Consider the following 16,645-nt stretch of genomic DNA (forward strand, 5'->3'; position numbering starts at 1 on the left):
AAAGGTCCTGACCCATGGATTTCACGTTATCAGCCAAAGGCGAAGACTACCGTCGCCGCGTCCAGGCATTTGTCAACAATGAACTCATTCCGCTAGAAGAGGAACCCGCTTCGTACGATGAACACGAGAATATTGCTGAACCTTTGCTCCAGACCATGCGGGCACGGGCCAAGCAGGAAGGTCTTTGGTGTCTGCAAATGCCGGTAGAGCGTGGTGGCCAGGGGTTGAACATCAGTGAAATGGCTGCCTGCTACGAAGAAATGAACCGATCCATTTTCGGGCCAGTGGTCTTTAATTCCGCCGCCCCGGACGATGGCAACATGATGGTCCTGAACAAGGTGGCCACCGAAGAACAAAAAGCGCGTTGGTTGCAGCCCATTGTCGACGGCGATGTGCGCTCCTCGTTTGTGATGACTGAACCTGGCCCCGGAGCTGGCTCCGACCCCTCCATGATGCTGACCACCGCCGTACGAGATGGCGATGACTGGGTCGTCAATGGTCACAAGCATTTCATTACCGGGGCCGGTATCGCGTCGCATTTCATCCTCATTGCCAAGACGTCCGACGATCCTCGCAAAGGTTTAAGCGCCTTCCTGTTTCACAAAGATGATCCGGGCTGGGAAATTATTCGGCATATTCCCATAATGGGCCCTGAGGAACATGGTGGTCACTGTGAATTACGGTTCAACAATATGCGTATACCGGATAGCAACCGGCTTATGAGCGTTGGCGATGGCCTGAAGCTGACCCAGATCCGCCTCGGACCAGCGCGCTTAACGCACTGCATGCGATGGCTCGGGCTGTCCAAACGGTCCATGGAAATCGCATCGGCCTACGTCAGCGAACGCGAGTCCTTTGGACAAAAACTGGCAGACCGTGAAGGCGTGCAATGGTTGCTGGGTGAAGCCGCAATGCAGATTCAAATTGGCCGCCTGCTCACCATGCATGCCGCCTGGAAACTCGATCAAGGCGACTTTGCCCGCAAGGAAGTCTCGATTGCCAAGGTCACCGTGGCCGACACGCTGTACAAGGCCGTCGATACCGCCTTGCAATTGTGCGGTGCCCGCGGCTATTCGAAAGATACCCGGCTGGAGTGGATTTACCGCTATGCCCGGCAGGCTCGCCTGGTCGACGGGGCATCTGAAGTTCACAAAATGGTGCTTTCGAAATATCTGCTGAAAGAAGGCGACGGTTTTTGGCATTGGGGTTAAAACGTATGAACACCGAGCCCACAGATTCAATCGCCCAGATGCTGGCCGGGTTCATTCAGAAACAGGCTCAGGCGCAATCCGTTCAAGTCGAAGCCTTTTCCCGCTTGTCCGGTGGCGCCATACAAAGCAATTATGGTCTGACGGTGGTCTGTCAAGGGGGGACACTGCCGGGACGCCACGAACTGGTCGTGCGCAGCGACTCCCCCTCGGGCGTCAGCGCCAGTCTATCCCGTGAAGAAGAATTCCACGTCCTGCAAATGGCTCATCGGGCGGGTGTCACGGTGCCGAAACCCTACTGGTTTTGCGCAGACACCTCCCTGATCGGGGTACCGTTCTGCATCATGGCACGCGTGGCAGGCACCGCCTCTGGACGCACCCTGGTCCGATCGACTCTTACCGCCGAACAGGCGCGGGCATTGACGCGCCAACTGGGCCACGAATTGGCCACAATACACAGCATTCACCCCCCTGACGCCCGCCTACCATTTCTGACGGTGCCTAACCAGGACCCTTCCCAGGCCCGCATTCAAGGGTACCGCCGCGCGCTGGGACAAATCGACGAACCCCACCCGGCCTTGGAATATGCCTTGCTATGGCTCCGGCGTAAGGCGCCACCAGCTGCTGGCGTGGTCCTGTGCCATTGCGATTTTCGTACCGGCAATTACATGGTTCACGAGGGAAGAATCACCGGGATACTCGACTGGGAATTTGCCACATGGAGTGACCCCTATGAGGACCTGGGTTGGTTGTGTGCCCGGAGCTGGCGATTCGGCCAGTTCAATCTTGAGGTCGGTGGTGTCGGCCATAAAACCGATCTTTTCCAGGCTTACACCGAATCAACCGGGCGGCAAGTCGATCCGCTGACCGTCGAATACTGGGAAGTCATGGCAATGGTGCGCTGGGCCATCATTGCGCTTCAGCAGGCTCAACGGCACTTATCAAGACAACAACCCTCGTTGGAATTAGCACTGACCGGGCGTATGCTGCCTGAAATCGAGATGGACATCCTGAATCAAATTGAGGCTCTGGAATCGACGCCATGATTAATCAACCCGACGGATTCGATCTGCTGGAAACCGCAAGACGTGCCTTGCTGGACACCATTTTGCCGGGCTTACCCGCAGAAAAGACTTATACGGCCTTGATGATAGCGAATGCCATGGGCATCGCCTCACGTGAACTCCAAGCCTTGCCCAAACCGCCCCTTCACAACGAATCCATTGCCGCGCTGCTTGGCATGGCAGGAGTCGCTCTTGATGACAACGAACCCGTCTCTGAATCGTTCCTGGCAACGATCATCCGCCAACAAGCCATACCGCAGGAGCATGAAAGAGCATTGCGGGCTCTGCTGCTCGCTCTCACACACGATAAACTGCGCATCTCGAATCCGAAATATCTGTCTTCATGATCACCGACTTTGAATCCTTCAAACAGGAACTAAGCCTTTCAAAGGTGGAAATCTGCCGTGAGCTCTATCGCCAAAACAGGGAAACCATACGGATCAAGAACGAAGAAGTGGCCGTAGGCAATCTGGTTCGCCTTATCGATTCCACCCTCAGGCTCACCGGCCTCAAAGGTTTTGAAGCCATGTCGCTGCGTGACCTTTGCGCCGATGCCGGATTCAGCATCGGCGGCTTATATGCCTATATTCGTAACAAACAGGATCTAGTGATCTTGATACAGGGCCATGGTTTTCTGATAACACTGCGCACCTTGCTGACCTATACAGGACAGGCAACGAGCCCGCATAAGAAACTGACGAACGCCATCATGGCTCACGTTTTCCTCAGCGAAATCATGCAGCCGTGGTTCTATTTTTCGTTCATGGAAACCAAAAGTCTGCCGGCTCCGCAAAAGAGACAAGCCATTGCCGTTGAACAGAAAGTCGAAGACATCTTTCACGATGTGATCGTGCAAGGAATTGAAGCGGGCGTGTTCAACGACGTGAACGCGCGTTTGCTGGCTTCGTTGTGCAAAGCCATGATGCAGGACTGGTATCTGAAACGTAGCAAATATGCGCGTCAAGGGGTCGATGCAACGCAGTATGCTCGTTTCCTAATCGGTGTCGTCGAATCTTACCTGGGCATTTACCCGGCTAACCCGCAATGAAAAGGTCCAATCGGCGCCATGTTACCGCCGCCTGGGAACCGGATCGTCGCCTACCTTCCCCCTCTTCCATCGATGATCTTTTGCCGATGAGGGCCGCCGGGCTTTTCACCATCAACGCATCGTGCAAACATCCCGACACAAAGCACGTGCGCCACCTGACGGACGTCGCGCTTGCGCCTCCTATGGTAAAACTGAGGCGTAATGTATTCTGCGTGGGCAGAAACGATCGCGAGTACATCATCGAAGGCAATCGCGCCCGTCGCCGCGACACTGCTACAACGCCTTTCGGCCATCACTCCGCAGGCCGAATTGACCCGTACCCCTGAGCGTTAACCCTATTCTTGGCGTGGAAGTGAATGTTATGGGCCTGCTCAACACGCTAGAGGCCGCACGCATTCTAGGTAATAAATAATAAAAAAACCGTGCTTGCGTCGTCGATCTCGGTCTACGGCGATCAACGCATCCAAACCGTTTACGAAGATACGACGCTTGGTCCAGCTAACCTTAACCCCGCCCCTTTGCGATCCATGCTTCCATCAAGTTGGTGGGCAAACACCTTGGTCGCCTGTATGCCCAGAGATATGGGGTCTGTGCCTGCAATGCCCAATTCTCTACGGTATATGGCTCGACTCGGATCTCGTTTCGGCTCACCTACGATACCAGCGTCATGCGGACGGCCTATGGCAGGGCTCGAAAGAAAATCTGGGTACATGGATATCGCCTTCTAATTCAACAGTCAGATTCACTGCCGCGTTTGCTGCGAGTGTAGTGCAGTCACCCAGCACATTACTGATCATTCGCGGCCCCTCCAGCAGTTCTATTATGGCGACATTGTAAGGAAGGCGATTTTTGAAGGCTGGATGATACGCCTTGTGATACACGACCCAGCTGATTATTTTTCCCTTTCCGCACGACTCGCGCCAGCTCCACGTCATAGAAAGACATGCCGGACAAGACCTGCTGGCTGGCATCCAGCAATGACCACACGACATGCAAGACTGGAAAATCAAACTACCGCGTGTCAGTGCTTCCCAGTAGGGGCGATTGAATTCGTAAATATCTAATGGTAATCCGTCACTCACTGATTTAGTCCCCCAAAACGAGCGTGGCATGGGTATGCATGGTTCCACCTTGATTGCTGACAACGCAGACATCCGCACCCGGCACCTGGAGCGTCGCGGTACCTCTGATTTGTCGAACCCCCTCCAGAATCAACTGCAGCCCAGGCATACCCGTTTCTGACAGCAAGCCCCCGCTGGTGTTGATAGGTAGGCGACCGCCAATCTCAATTTGCCCATCACGCACGAAATCGCCTACTTTTCCTTTTTCACAAAACCCGTAGTCTTCCAATGTCATGAGCGGGGTGATGGTGAAGCAATCGTACAGTTGCGCAACATCGACATCGTCGGGCGTAATACCGGCCATGTCGAATGCCAACTTGCCGGACTGTACTGCTTGTGTAGTGGTCAACGTTGGTCTACTCGGAAGCTCCCACGAGGTTTGACCGCTACCCACTCCGAGAATCGGCACAGCATGGTCGATCCCTCGCGCCCGGGCCTTCTCTCGACTCATGACAACGACAGCAGCCGCACCATCAGAGACAAGACAACAGTCGTCCCGGCGCAATGGGTCGATCAACATGGGCGATGCCAAATAATCCTCAAACGAAATCTCCTTGCGAAGCTGAGCTTGCGGATTGCTGGCACCGTGCTTTCGCGCGGCCATGGCGACCGCCGCAAACGCGTCCACAGGGGTACCATATTCAATCATATGGGCGCGATGGATCATGCCGTAGCCCGCCGCCGTGGAAAACCATCCAAACAAGGCGTCATTTCCTCTGGGTCGTGAATACACGTCGCGGTTACCGCTGCGTGGATTGTCGGCGTAGGAAATCACCGCAATCTCGCACTGGCCCGTTTCAATTGCCATCATCGCCAATGAAATTAACGTGATATTGGCCGCCCCGCCCTGATCCCAGGCACCACCCCAGCGCGGCTGTATCCCCAGGGCACTGGCAACTTTCTGCCCGTACAGTATCTCGCGGTTCGAGGTCGGTGTTTTCACAAACAGCGCGTCGACGGCCTCCTTTTCGACACCAGCGTCCTGTAGCGCGCGGGTACATGCTTCCACATTCAGCGAAACCGTATCCAGCCCGAGTTTGCCGAAATCAGTATGGCCAATTCCTGCAATAACATACTTACCCTTCATCGAACTTGAATTTGAAGCCATCTCTATGACCCCTTAAAAACGGGGGGTCGCTTTTCCTGGAATGCCAGCGTTCCCTCTTTTGCGTCATCGGATGCAACCAGGATTTTATTGACCATTTGCTCGAATCGCAGCCCGCCTGCGAGTCCTAACTCAGGACCTCTCAGTGCAAGCTCTTTTGCTGCCTGAACCGCTAAAGGAGCATTTTTTACGATTCGACGCGCATACTCCATGGCCGTTTCCAGAAGCTTGTCTGCGTCGACAACTCGATTAATCAGTCCCCAACGCTGCGCGGTCGCCGCGTCAATGCTATCGCCGGTCAAAAGCATTTCCATGGCAATGGCGTGTGGCAGTTGGGCCATAACACGTTGCGTGCCGCCATTGCCCGCGATGATGCCCCGTTTTACTTCAGCTAGACTAAAAGTTGCATGCGATGCCGCAACCCGGATATCGGTGGCCAGTAAAAGGGTCATGCCACCGGCAAGACAATAACCGTTCACTGCGGCAACGATAGGCTTCCATATTTCTAGCCCACGGTTGAGCAGCATCCCTTTTTGCGTTTGCCAGAACTCATTGAGGTCGGTTTTTCGTGAGAAATAACTTTTCAGATCCGCACCAGAGCTGAATGCCTTGTCTCCCGCACCGGTAATGATGGCAGCACGAATACTACTGTCATCGCGGACGCGTTCCCAAGCAGCGGAAAGCGCTTGATAATGTTCAGCATCCAGCGCATTGCGTTTCTCTGGCCGGTTTATAGTGATGAGCGCAATGCCGTCTTCTGGTATATGAAAGTCAACTGACATGATAGATTTAGCTTATAGATAAGGCATTCAGATAATGATGGGTATGTTCACCCAGTCCCGGAGCCGGTTCTGTCACAGCCGGTCGAACCTTATCGAACGACAGCGGCAGCCCCGCGAGCTTGAAACCAGCCTCGCCGACGGGGCGCACCATATCCAGCTGCACCACTTGGGGTTCATCAAGCGCTTCCTCAATGCTGTTGATGGCCGCAACCGGTACGCCAGCTGCCTCCAGACGTGCTATCCACATCGCTCTTGAGGCACTTAGCAAGGTGGATTGAATCTCGTCTACCATCTGCTCACGATTGATTAAGCGTTGCCGGTTATTCGTAAACCGTTCATCCACACACCATTCTGGATGCCCCATCGCCTCGGCAAGCTTTACAAATAACCGATCGTTGCCTGCACAGATCATGATCGGTCCGTCCGGCGTATCGAATCCCTGATAGGGGACCAATCCGGGGTGGGCGGTTCCGTATCGTCGCGATTTGCGCCCCTCGTTAATGTGACCATGTATCCGAGGTGCCGCCCAGGCCAATGCCGTTTCAAGTAACGAGGTGTTCACTACCGCGCCACGTTTGGTCTGCTCGCGCTCGCGCAAAGCGGTCAATACCCCAATCACTGCCCACATTGCGGCGCCTTGGTCCACGATCGATGCTCCCATTCTTGCGGGGGGACTCTCTTCGCTTCCATTCATGCTAATCAAGCCGCTGTACGCCTGCAGCAGGGGCTCGTACCCCGGTTGAAGCCGACGCGGACCTTTGTGACCGAACGCGGTGATCTCGCAGTACACGAGCATTGGGAATTTCCGATTGAGCGCATCCTGATCCAGCCCCAGTTTCTTTGACTCACCAGGGCGCAGGTTATGGATCAACACATCCGCATCGGCCAGGATAGAGAACAACTGCTTCACGCCCTCTGGCGACTTCAAATCAATGACCACCGAACGCTTTCCCCGGTTGACGTCATGAAATGTCATGGAAGCGTTATCACGAAATGCGGGCCCCATTGCGCGCGAGTCATCGCCCGTCACAGGCTTTTCGACCTTGATGACTTCAGCGCCAAGATCTGAAAAAATCATGCCTGCGTAGGGGGCGGATAACACTTGCCCTATCTCGACAACGCGTATACCTTTTAAAGACACGAGAAGAACTCCTTTTGGTTGTATGTAGATGACGGTTGCTATTGCGGTTCAATACCCGCTTTTTGAATGATCGCGCCCCATTTCATCATCTCTGTTTCGACAAACCTATCCATTTCTTCACGGGTCATTCGGGTCGGAATTCCGTCCGTTGCGGCAATCAATTGCTTAACCGGTTTCGCCTCTGAAGCATCAGAGATCCACTTATGAAGCTTATTCAGGACCTCTGTTGGCGTACCTTTGGGCGCTAGAAAAATACCCCATGAACCAAGTTCAAGGCCTGGCAACCCTAATTCTGAAGAAGAGGGGACGCCTTTGAGGAACGCTAATTTCTGCTTGCCCGTGATGGCAAGTGGCCGTACTTTACCGGCCTCAAACATGGACCTCATGGCACCCACATCAGAAAAGATCATATCCACACGCCCTGCAGCCACATCATTGAGCGCTTCCGCATTGCCCTTGTAAGGCACATAAAGAATATCGGCATCAATCTGCTGTTTATAGAGCTCTGCCCCGACTCGAGAGGAAGAGTTGCCGCTTCCGTATGACAGTGCCCCCGGCTTTGCCCGCGCCGCTCTGGTTAGATCGTCCAGCGTTTGATAAGGGGAGGCTGCACCCACAACCAGCACGAGCGGTGAGGGCTCGCGGATCACCCCTACCGTATCGAAGCTCGCGATAGGTTCATAGGGCATGCTTTTGAAAAGAAACTTGTTCGCGTAATGGGTATTGCTCGTAAGCAATAGCGTGTAGCCGTCAGGACGGGCGGAGGCTGCCGCACGAGTCGCGATAAATCCATTCGCTCCAGGCCGATTCTCAACGACTACAGGTTGTCCGCTCTGACGGGAGATTTCCTGCGCGACTACGCGCGCCGTATTATCGCTGCCGCTTCCAACCGGAAATGGCACGAGCAGGGTAATGGGCTTTTCAGGAAATGTTGAGGCGAATGCGACGGGTCCTTCCATCGTGCCTATTGTCAATACCATCATTGTTATTGCGGACAGCGCAATCTTTATCATTGTGTCTTCTCCGTTACGTTATCAGCCTTGCTTCAAGACCAATAGAGTCGAGGAGTTTATGCGCTCATCATTATTCTGTAAAATGCAAAAGTATCATTAATGTATTGCAAAAAGTGGAATAATCATGCGGTCGCGACTCACCCTTGTTCATTTGGAGGCGGTTGTCTCTGTGGCGGAAAACTTAAGCTTTCACCAAGCCTCATTGCAGTTGCATACATCGCAACCGGCTTTAAGCCGATGTATCCAGGGCGCAGAAGAGGCAGTTGGAGCAAAACTCTTTGACAGAACCACCCGAAATGTCAGCCTGACTCCGGCCGGGGCATCGTTTTTGCCTATCGCTCGTCGCCTTCTTATGGACTTTGAATGTCTTATAGAGGGAGTTACTGAATATATGGATGGCGATCGCGGGACGCTTTCTATCGCCGCATTGCCTTCATTGGGAGCCACGCTACTACCTGAGGTGATGTGCGAATTTGCAAGGACCTGGCCCGCAGTGAAAGTGTCCATCGTCGCCCCACACAACCAGATCTTGACCGACTTAGTTGTTAACGGTCAGGTGGATTTCGGCATTACCATGAAGCCGCCGAAAAGTGAAAAGGTACTGTACGAACATCTCTTGGATGATGAGTTTGTCTTGATCTGCAGTCCTGCTCACCCGTTGGCCAAATCGTCATCATGTAGATGGAGTGTTTTTAAAAAATATCCCTACATTGCGCTTTCGCCTACGACAAGTATGTCTCTGCTGACCCAACAGGTCTTCAAACAACTCCATTTGGATGTCGAGCCGGCGTACGAAATAGATGGCCTTCGGCTCACCGGCCAACTGATTGCTGCGGGATTGGGGATTACTGCTATTCCTCGTCTAGTCCTGCCTCAACTCGGGCAAATTGACTTGCGGGTTATTCCTTTGCGTTCACCGGCAATGCACAGGTCGCTTGGCATCGTGACGAGGGAAGGCCGGACCCCTTCTGTGCTGGCGAATAATTTTCTAAAGCTGCTTCAGCACTCCAAAATAACAGCCACGAAGTGAGGTTTCGGACGAGCTGCTAGCAGCAAAGTCGGCATACTGTTCGTTGAAGCGAGGCGCGATTGCCCATATCTTTGTTCGTTTTGCTCCAGTCACTCTATCTGGACTATTCTGCCAAGGCTCAAAGGAACATGCCCGGATGCGGCTAAGTTTCGACGTTCGCCCCTTCCATGCAAGCAGTTCTCGCTGCGCAGGAACTAGGGCCCTGTAGCTCGGATGCCCCGGCCTACTCTTTGGACTTACGAGTCGTACTACTCCTCCTTCCACATCGACGTCATCGTTGAACAAAACCTGTAACGCCTCGTATGTACGACATCCACTAGCAGCGAGTAGCGCGTACAGAGCCTTGTCCCGATATGTAGGCATCGCTTCGATCAGCTCCATGACTTTATCGTACGGAAAAGCCCGTTGCTCATCGTAAGGCGTATCATCAAACTCACCACGCAGTACCACGCTCTCAACCAGTTTAGGGCCAGCGGGGAAAACACCCGCGATCATGAAACACTATTCGCTTCTTCTTATTTCTCATACCAACATACGGGCGTTTTGGTCGTGAGCGATGGCGAGCTCGCCCTCTGCCATGTTGGTTCACAGGCTGAGTAGGGCATCAAGATGATGAGAAATAGCCTTTACCAGTGATGCTCCTACCTGAACGCCCGCGCATCCGTCGCGTTGCTTGTCCCGCCCATAAGGTCTATTTAGTCGAATGTCAGGCTTAATACTGAGCGAGTAGGCGTCATCTATACGTAAGCAACGGTCCAAGTCGCGTCGAAAACGATGTCGACGTCGGCAAACTAAGATAGTGCGACGGAGCCTTCGAGATCCTCGGCGGCGGTGCCTACACCGAGAGGCGCAGCTCAGATCTGCATATTGCGCGCTGGTGCAGACTGCGGGCGTTCAACCGATATATACAGGTAAGCCCCGCGAGGTATTGGAATAAGAGAAAGTCGATGTGCTCGGCAGCGTTGAGAGGAAAATGGCGCGTCGTGAGGGGTTCGAACCCCCGACCCATGCCTTAGAAGGGCATTGCTCTATCCAACTGAGCTAACGACGCGTGGGCGCATTTTACCGCGTCACATCCAAAAGTGGAAAACCCTCTGTTTTCGTCTACTTGCGAAGCAGAATGCATGTCAGGTGCCGCATGAAAGTATCACTTAAACGACACTATTACATTAGGTAACGTAGTCAATTTGGCCAAATGCTACAGTTTCCCGCCTGAGCCACAACACGATAAAGCAGCCGATGCGCCCCTCTACCCCATTACGTAAACGACTTCTTCACAGTATCGCTATGCTCGGCGCACTGTTGCTGGCAGGTCCCGCAACGGCGGCAATTACCTACAAACTTGACCGCCCCCAAGCACTTGCCGGTGAGGCGATCAATATTATTGGTCTCTTGTTCAATGACGGCGACACGGCCATTAGCTGGACCGCTCCGAAAAGCCTGGTTCTGCAGTGGCGTAATCAAGATGGCAAAGTGATACGCAGCCTCGCGCGTCTGACTACAAGCGGAGCCCAGGTCAACGTCCCGGTGAATAATTTTGTGAAATTCGCATGGCGCGCCGTGGTTCCAACCGGCGTTAAGGGATTGCAAGCTGTCAATGTTGAAGGCGAACCTACGCTTCTGGCGTTGGACACGAGCCCCTTGGAAAACAGTCCGGTATCAGGAACCGTTGCCGCCGGCCCCGTCATCGATGCGGGAGCAGGCCGCGGGCTTAGTGATCCAGCTCTTCCGGACAGCATCGTCGCCGCGACCGGAGCGTCTGTTACTGAAGGACCGCCGGTGAACACGCCGGAACGTCTGGTTGCCCCGCCTACCGCATTCGAGAATTTTCGAAGCGCCATCTCGCCCTATGAACCTATCTATTTCGATGTAGGCAATAAAGGGGGGCGAAACGCACGCTATCAGGTTAGTTTCAAATATCGCCTATTTTCTCCCAACGATCCAGCCAACCCGGAATTCATAGACAACTTCTATTTTGGATACACACAAACGTCACTGTGGGATTTGAGCTCTGATTCGAATCCGTTCGTCGACACCTCGTTCAAACCCAGTCTTTTTTGGCGTAAAGATGCCCTCTGGCAGGCTCCGCAGAAAGATTGGTTTGTCGGGCTTGCCAGCGGTGTAGAGCATGAATCCAACGGGAAGAAAGAGGATGAATCACGGTCCCTGAATTTCGCTTACGTACAACCGGAATTCAACTACCGTTTCGATGGCGGAAGCACCCTTACTTTTGCCCCACGCATCAAAGCGTACTTCGAGAAGAACGAGAACCCGGACTATGCAGATTATGCTGGCTACGTAGACTGGAAACTGCGCTGGGCCCAGGATAACGGCCTTGTGTTGTCTGGTCTGTATCGTCACGGAAAGAGCGGACGTAATACCAGCCAGTTAGAAGCCGCATGGCCATTGCGAAGAACCTTCCTGAATATGAATGGCTACTTTCATGTACAGTATTTTCAAGGTTATGGTCAAACCTTGCTTAACTACAACCGCAAAAGCGACGGCCAGATTCGTATAGGAATTGCCTTGGTTCCCTAACTATCGGTATCGCACGCGTGAATCAGGAACTGCCTGAATGTATCGACAAGGCCCACAGGCTCTTTCGATGCAGGCCATAATAAACCCACATCCATAGGCGCAACGGCATCGCTGATCGGGACCGCAACGATCTTCTTTCCCTCAAGCGACCAGGGCCTGTAGACTAAATCCGACAATATCGACACGCCAAAACCATAGGCGACCAAGCCTCGCAGAGCTTCCAGCGAGCTTGTTCGCATAGCCACCTTGAGCTTGGCGCCGGCAGCGCCCCAGTGGCGCATAGCGGCAACATCGGCATCGTCGACCGTCAGCAATATATAAGGACACTCTGCAATTTCTTGCAGGCTAACGGCTGCTTTCCTGGCTAAAGCATGGTTGCTAGCCATCCAGACTCGACGTCGCGAGCGCACCAGTAAGTGCTGACCATAATGCCCGCCCGAATCGATATTCGACAATAACCCTATGCCCAAATCGATGGAATTATCCGCCAGCGCTTTCTCAAGAGCGCCCCTGTCCATATCGACCAGATCAATTTCTACCTGGGGAAAGCTCCGTTTGAATCGGCTGAGCAAGTCAGGCAAGAAATACCCCAACACAGTGTAGGTGGCCGCCACCCGTATGGTGCCCGTTGCCGTCTGGGGCAGCAAGCTCGCATGGCGCATAGCATCGTTCACCGAGTCCATCACATGCCGCGCATGGTGAAAAAAAACCTGACCTTCCGGAGTCAATACCACACCATGCGGCAAGCGCTCGAACAGGCGCACCTTCAGTTGCTTTTCCAGGCTTTGCACTGCACTGGTAATCGCCGACTGAGACACATGCGCCGAAACTGCAGCAGTGGAAAACTGGCCGGAAGTTGCTGCGGCAATAAAATATCGGAACTGGCGCAGAGTGACTTCGCTCTTCATTTGGTTTTCCAATAGCTGTTAACGGAAAATTTGATTTTACGATGGCAAACTTAGCTTCTACACTCGCCATACTAATTATTCCAATAGGAGACGGCCGAATGAATGCTCCCCTTGATCAGTCGATGCTTTCGGCACATGCCAAGGCAACGCTCGACGATAAGTACACGCTGGAACACGGCCGTGCCTACATGAGCGGTACCCAGGCGCTCGTACGGCTGCCGATGCTGCAAAAGGCACGTGACGAACGAGCCGGTCTGAATACGGCGGGGTTTATTTCCGGCTATCGCGGCTCTCCCCTCGGTGCGCTCGACATGGCTCTGTGGAAAGCAAAAAAACACTTGAGCGACAAGGATATTGTCTTTCAACCCGGTCTTAACGAAGACTTGGCGGCAACATCCGTGTGGGGCACGCAGCAAGTCACCCTGTATCCCGACGCTACCCGTGAAGGCGTCTTCGGCATGTGGTACGGCAAGGGGCCAGGCGTAGACCGTTCCATGGATGTATTCAAGCATGCAAATTCTGCAGGTACCGCGCGACACGGCGGCGTACTGGTATTGGCAGGCGACGACCACGGAGCAAAATCGTCTACGGTGGCACACCAGTCCGAACACGCATTTCAGGCAGCAGGCATTCCGGTGCTGTACCCGTCAAACGTCCAGGAGTATCTGGACTATGGCTTGCACGGCTGGGCCATGAGCCGGTATTCAGGCCTATGGGTCGCCATGAAATGCGTAACCGACGTCGTGGAGTCCACGGCTTCGGTGGAAATTGATCCAGACCGCGCGCGCATTATCATTCCTGAAGATTTCATGCTACCGCCCGAAGGTCTGAGCATACGATGGCCGGACCCGCCTTTGGTTCAGGAAGCGCGCTTGATCGACTATAAATGGTATGCAGCGTTGGCATACACACGCGCCAACAAGCTTAATCGTGTGGTTATCGACTCGCCACGCGCACGCTTTGGCATCATGACGGCTGGAAAGGCCTATCTCGACACTCGACAGGCATTGGCCGATCTGGGTCTCGACGCAGCCGCCTGTGCGCAAATCGGCATACGTTTGATAAAAATCGGCTGCGTGTGGCCATTGAACGCGCAAGATGCCCGCGAATTTGCTACAGGGCTCGAGGAGATCCTGGTCGTTGAAGAGAAACGCCAGATACTCGAATATGCCCTAAAAGAGGAACTGTACAACTGGCGCGACGACGTTCGCCCCCGGGTCTTCGGAAAGTTCGACGAAAAAGACAATGCAGGCGGTGAGTGGTCGGTACCCCGGGGCCAGTGGCTACTGCCTGCCCGCGCCGAACTGTCACCAGCCATGATCGCCCGCGCTATCGCGCGGCGACTGGAAAGAACCGACCTACCCAACGAGTTGCGCTCCAGAATCGCGGCCCGTATCGCCATCATCGATGCCAAAGAACGCGAAATGCTGCAGCCTGTGGCGACCACAGAGCGCAAGCCGTGGTTCTGCTCCGGGTGTCCACACAATACGTCGACCAATGTGCCCGAAGGCTCGCGCGCCCTTGCCGGTATTGGGTGCCATTACATGACGATCTGGATGGACCGGAAAACGGAAACTTTCAGCCATATGGGCGGTGAAGGCGCGGCATGGATAGGTCAGAAGTCCTTCACCAAAGAAAAGCATATTTTTGCCAACCTGGGCGATGGAACGTACTTTCATTCCGGAGTATTGGCAATCAGGGCCGCCATTGCCGCGAATGCCAACATTACCTACAAGATTCTTTATAACGACGCGGTCGCCATGACGGGGGGGCAACCCGTAGACGGCGTGCTCAAGGTGACAGACGTCATCGCACAGGTCCATGCGGAAGGTGCCAAAAAAGTCGTGGTCGTGACCGACGAACCAGAAAAATACCGTGGCATGACACTGGTCGGCAATCCGCCTGTTTATCACCGCGACGAACTCGACCGCGTACAGCGCGAGTTGCGCGAGATCGAGGGCACGACCGTATTGGTCTATGACCAGACCTGCGCCACCGAAAAGCGGCGCAGGCGCAAGCGCGGCACCTATCCCGACCCTGCGCGTCGGGCTTTTATCAATGACGCCGTTTGCGAAGGTTGCGGCGACTGTTCAGTCAAATCAAATTGTCTGTCGGTTGAGCCCCTGAACACCGCTTCAGGAACCAAGCGGAAGATCAATCAATCATCATGTAATAAAGACTATTCCTGCGTAAATGGGTTCTGTCCCAGTTTTATCACCGCTGAAGGCGCACAACTTAAAAAGCCCCGCCCCAAAGCGGGCGACGCAGGCGGCATCGCCAATACCGGCTTGCCGCAACCGACCCTGCCCGCTATTGCTGGCGCTTACGGCATACTCGTCACCGGTATAGGTGGTACTGGCGTCGTTACGATCGGCGGCCTGCTAGGTATGGCTGCCCATTTGGAAAATAAGGGCGTGACGGTACTCGACATGGCGGGTCTGGCTCAGAAAGGCGGAGCGGTGCTAAGCCACGTGCAAATCGCACATCATCCTGACGATATTCACGCTACACGTATCGCAACAGGTGAAGCCGAACTGATTATCGGCTGCGATGCTATCGTTACGACCTCGCCGGAAGTCCTGTCCAGGGCTCATAAAAATGTCACTCACGCCGCTGTTAACAGCGCTCCTATTCCAACCGCCGATATTATTCACAATCGGAAGTGGCAGTTCCCCGAAGCGGCCGCTGCCCGAGACCTGACCACTGCCATCGGAACAGGGTGCGAGTTTCTGAATGCCAATGCGCTGGCCCTTAAGCTTCTAGGAGACGCCATTTATGCCAATCCATTGCTCTTGGGTTATTCATGGCAGAAAGGTTGGATACCTTTATCGTACGAGAGCCTGGTGCGTGCAATCGAACTTAACGGCGTCACGATAGAGAAAAATCTGTCAGCATTTGAATGGGGCCGCGCTGCGGCCCATCACGGTGTGAGCATTGTTGCGCCAGATCTGGGCAAGAACGAATACGCCGCAGCGGTTATTGCCATGCCCGAAACGCTCGATAAGTTAATCGAACGCAACGCCAGATGGCTGACCGAATATCAAGACGCCGATTACGCCAAGCATTACACCAATGCTATCGCCTTGATACGAGAGCGGGAGGCGGCGCTATCGATGCCTAAACCCTTGCGGCTGACTCCGGTTGTTGCAAGAAATCTGGCCAAACTGATGGCCTACAAAGACGAGTACGAAGTCGCCCGTTTGTATGTGGATCCGGTGTTCACCGAAAAACTACGTGAACAGTTCGAAGGCGAACCAGGACGCGATTATCAACTTAACTTTCACTTGGCACCGCCACTATTTGCAAAACGGAACGAACAGGGCGAGTTAGTGAAGAAAAAATTTGGTCCGTGGATGATGACCGTCTTCAAGCTGCTTGCGCGAATGAAAGGATTGCGCGGAACCGCGCTGGATATGTTCGGAAAAACCCGAGAAAGACAACAGGAGCGCGAGCTGGTTGTCGAATACTTTCAACTTGTCAAGGAATTGACCGAAACCGTGACCGCAAAAAACCTCGCCATGGCGCTGGAGTTGGCAAACCTCCCCGACGACATTCGTGGCTTCGGCCACGTAAAGGAAAAAAGTATGCTGGCGGCAAAGGCAAAACGCAGCGCCCTGCTGGACAGCTATCGGCAGGCAGCTATTTTGGGGAGGGTCGCCTGACTGTTGGCAAACGCGCTCAAGTCGG

General features: G+C 54.0%; 14 protein-coding genes and 1 tRNA gene. 8 read left to right on the forward strand and 7 right to left on the reverse strand.

What is annotated here, in order from left to right; genetic code table 11:
* Positions 1 to 14 precede the first annotated feature (14 nt).
* The 5 genes from EKL30_RS08670 to EKL30_RS08690 are packed head-to-tail and all read left to right on the forward strand — an operon-like array spanning position 15 to position 3,646.
* Positions 15 to 1,211, forward strand: coding sequence for an acyl-CoA dehydrogenase family protein (locus EKL30_RS08670; RefSeq protein ID WP_126706814.1), 1,197 nt, complete (start codon positions 15 to 17; stop codon positions 1,209 to 1,211).
* Positions 1,212 to 1,216: 5 nt separating this feature from the next.
* Positions 1,217 to 2,254, forward strand: coding sequence for a phosphotransferase family protein (locus EKL30_RS08675; protein ID WP_126706815.1), 1,038 nt, complete (start codon positions 1,217 to 1,219; stop codon positions 2,252 to 2,254).
* On the forward strand, positions 2,251 to 2,619 hold the full coding sequence (locus tag EKL30_RS08680) for a DUF6285 domain-containing protein (RefSeq protein WP_126706816.1): 369 nt from the start codon (positions 2,251 to 2,253) through the stop codon (positions 2,617 to 2,619). Before EKL30_RS08675 ends, EKL30_RS08680 begins: the two co-directional genes overlap by 4 nt.
* Positions 2,616 to 3,320, forward strand: a complete 705-nt coding sequence (locus EKL30_RS08685; RefSeq protein WP_126706817.1) for a TetR/AcrR family transcriptional regulator — start codon at positions 2,616 to 2,618, stop codon at positions 3,318 to 3,320. Before EKL30_RS08680 ends, EKL30_RS08685 begins: the two co-directional genes overlap by 4 nt.
* Positions 3,317 to 3,646 (forward strand): hypothetical protein, encoded by a 330-nt coding sequence (locus tag EKL30_RS08690; protein WP_126706818.1) that lies wholly within the window; start codon positions 3,317 to 3,319, stop codon positions 3,644 to 3,646. The genes EKL30_RS08685 and EKL30_RS08690 overlap by 4 nt, the downstream gene beginning before the upstream one ends.
* 339 nt (positions 3,647 to 3,985) lie before the next feature.
* On the opposite strand, the gene EKL30_RS19460 is transcribed toward EKL30_RS08690, so the two are convergent.
* Genes EKL30_RS19460 through EKL30_RS08715 form a run of 5 tightly spaced genes read right to left on the reverse strand, consistent with a single transcriptional unit; the run spans position 3,986 to position 8,482 of the window.
* Positions 3,986 to 4,474 carry a Zn-ribbon domain-containing OB-fold protein gene (locus EKL30_RS19460; protein ID WP_370246244.1) on the reverse strand — a complete coding sequence of 163 codons (489 nt, stop codon included), beginning with the start codon at positions 4,472 to 4,474 and terminating at the stop codon, positions 3,986 to 3,988.
* Positions 4,407 to 5,549, reverse strand: coding sequence for a thiolase family protein (locus EKL30_RS08700; protein WP_126706820.1), 1,143 nt, complete (start codon positions 5,547 to 5,549; stop codon positions 4,407 to 4,409). Before EKL30_RS08700 ends, EKL30_RS19460 begins: the two co-directional genes overlap by 68 nt.
* A gap of 2 nt (positions 5,550 to 5,551) precedes the next feature.
* Positions 5,552 to 6,328 carry an enoyl-CoA hydratase/isomerase family protein gene (locus tag EKL30_RS08705; RefSeq protein ID WP_126706821.1) on the reverse strand — a complete coding sequence of 259 codons (777 nt, stop codon included), beginning with the start codon at positions 6,326 to 6,328 and terminating at the stop codon, positions 5,552 to 5,554.
* A gap of 7 nt (positions 6,329 to 6,335) precedes the next feature.
* Positions 6,336 to 7,469, reverse strand: coding sequence for a CaiB/BaiF CoA-transferase family protein (locus EKL30_RS08710; protein WP_126706822.1), 1,134 nt, complete (start codon positions 7,467 to 7,469; stop codon positions 6,336 to 6,338).
* A 38-nt stretch (positions 7,470 to 7,507) separates the two neighbouring features.
* A complete protein-coding gene (locus EKL30_RS08715; RefSeq protein WP_126706823.1) occupies positions 7,508 to 8,482 on the reverse strand; it encodes a tripartite tricarboxylate transporter substrate binding protein in 975 nt (324 codons plus the stop codon).
* Between the two features lie 124 nt (positions 8,483 to 8,606).
* Here EKL30_RS08715 and EKL30_RS08720 point away from each other — a divergent pair, with 124 nt between their 5' ends.
* A complete protein-coding gene (locus EKL30_RS08720) occupies positions 8,607 to 9,512 on the forward strand; it encodes a LysR family transcriptional regulator (protein WP_126706824.1) in 906 nt (301 codons plus the stop codon).
* Between the two features lie 974 nt (positions 9,513 to 10,486).
* Here EKL30_RS08720 and EKL30_RS08725 read toward each other — a convergent pair.
* Positions 10,487 to 10,563 (reverse strand) — tRNA-Arg (locus tag EKL30_RS08725).
* A 188-nt stretch (positions 10,564 to 10,751) separates the two neighbouring features.
* On the opposite strand from EKL30_RS08725, the gene EKL30_RS08730 reads away from it, so the two are divergent.
* On the forward strand, positions 10,752 to 12,050 hold the full coding sequence (locus EKL30_RS08730; protein WP_126706825.1) for a phospholipase A: 1,299 nt from the start codon (positions 10,752 to 10,754) through the stop codon (positions 12,048 to 12,050).
* Here EKL30_RS08730 and EKL30_RS08735 read toward each other — a convergent pair.
* On the reverse strand, positions 12,047 to 12,958 hold the full coding sequence (locus EKL30_RS08735; RefSeq protein ID WP_126706826.1) for a LysR substrate-binding domain-containing protein: 912 nt from the start codon (positions 12,956 to 12,958) through the stop codon (positions 12,047 to 12,049). The two genes, EKL30_RS08730 and EKL30_RS08735, sit on opposite strands and share 4 nt — an antisense overlap.
* Positions 12,959 to 13,056: 98 nt before the next feature.
* Here EKL30_RS08735 and EKL30_RS08740 point away from each other — a divergent pair, with 98 nt between their 5' ends.
* Positions 13,057 to 16,620 (forward strand): indolepyruvate ferredoxin oxidoreductase family protein, encoded by a 3,564-nt coding sequence (locus EKL30_RS08740; protein WP_126706827.1) that lies wholly within the window; start codon positions 13,057 to 13,059, stop codon positions 16,618 to 16,620.
* Positions 16,621 to 16,645: the final 25 nt, after the last annotated feature.

The organism is Candidimonas sp. SYP-B2681 (genome assembly GCF_003971065.1).
Lineage (GTDB): Bacteria > Pseudomonadota > Gammaproteobacteria > Burkholderiales > Burkholderiaceae_B > Pollutimonas.

Bases quoted from the DNA above. Each gene is read 5' to 3' on its own strand.
- EKL30_RS08670 (WP_126706814.1), top strand. From the start codon at position 15: ATGGATTTCACGTTATCAGCCAAAGGCGAAGACTACCGTCGCCGCGTC.
- EKL30_RS08675 (WP_126706815.1), top strand. From the start codon at position 1,217: ATGAACACCGAGCCCACAGATTCAATCGCCCAGATGCTGGCCGGGTTC.
- EKL30_RS08680 (WP_126706816.1), top strand. From the start codon at position 2,251: ATGATTAATCAACCCGACGGATTCGATCTGCTGGAAACCGCAAGACGT.
- EKL30_RS08685 (WP_126706817.1), top strand. From the start codon at position 2,616: ATGATCACCGACTTTGAATCCTTCAAACAGGAACTAAGCCTTTCAAAG.
- EKL30_RS08690 (WP_126706818.1), top strand. From the start codon at position 3,317: ATGAAAAGGTCCAATCGGCGCCATGTTACCGCCGCCTGGGAACCGGAT.
- EKL30_RS19460 (WP_370246244.1), bottom strand. From the start codon at position 4,474: ATGTCTGCGTTGTCAGCAATCAAGGTGGAACCATGCATACCCATGCCA.
- EKL30_RS08700 (WP_126706820.1), bottom strand. From the start codon at position 5,549: ATGGCTTCAAATTCAAGTTCGATGAAGGGTAAGTATGTTATTGCAGGA.
- EKL30_RS08705 (WP_126706821.1), bottom strand. From the start codon at position 6,328: ATGTCAGTTGACTTTCATATACCAGAAGACGGCATTGCGCTCATCACT.
- EKL30_RS08715 (WP_126706823.1), bottom strand. From the start codon at position 8,482: ATGATAAAGATTGCGCTGTCCGCAATAACAATGATGGTATTGACAATA.
- EKL30_RS08720 (WP_126706824.1), top strand. From the start codon at position 8,607: ATGCGGTCGCGACTCACCCTTGTTCATTTGGAGGCGGTTGTCTCTGTG.
- EKL30_RS08730 (WP_126706825.1), top strand. From the start codon at position 10,752: ATGCGCCCCTCTACCCCATTACGTAAACGACTTCTTCACAGTATCGCT.
- EKL30_RS08735 (WP_126706826.1), bottom strand. From the start codon at position 12,958: ATGAAGAGCGAAGTCACTCTGCGCCAGTTCCGATATTTTATTGCCGCA.
- EKL30_RS08740 (WP_126706827.1), top strand. From the start codon at position 13,057: ATGAATGCTCCCCTTGATCAGTCGATGCTTTCGGCACATGCCAAGGCA.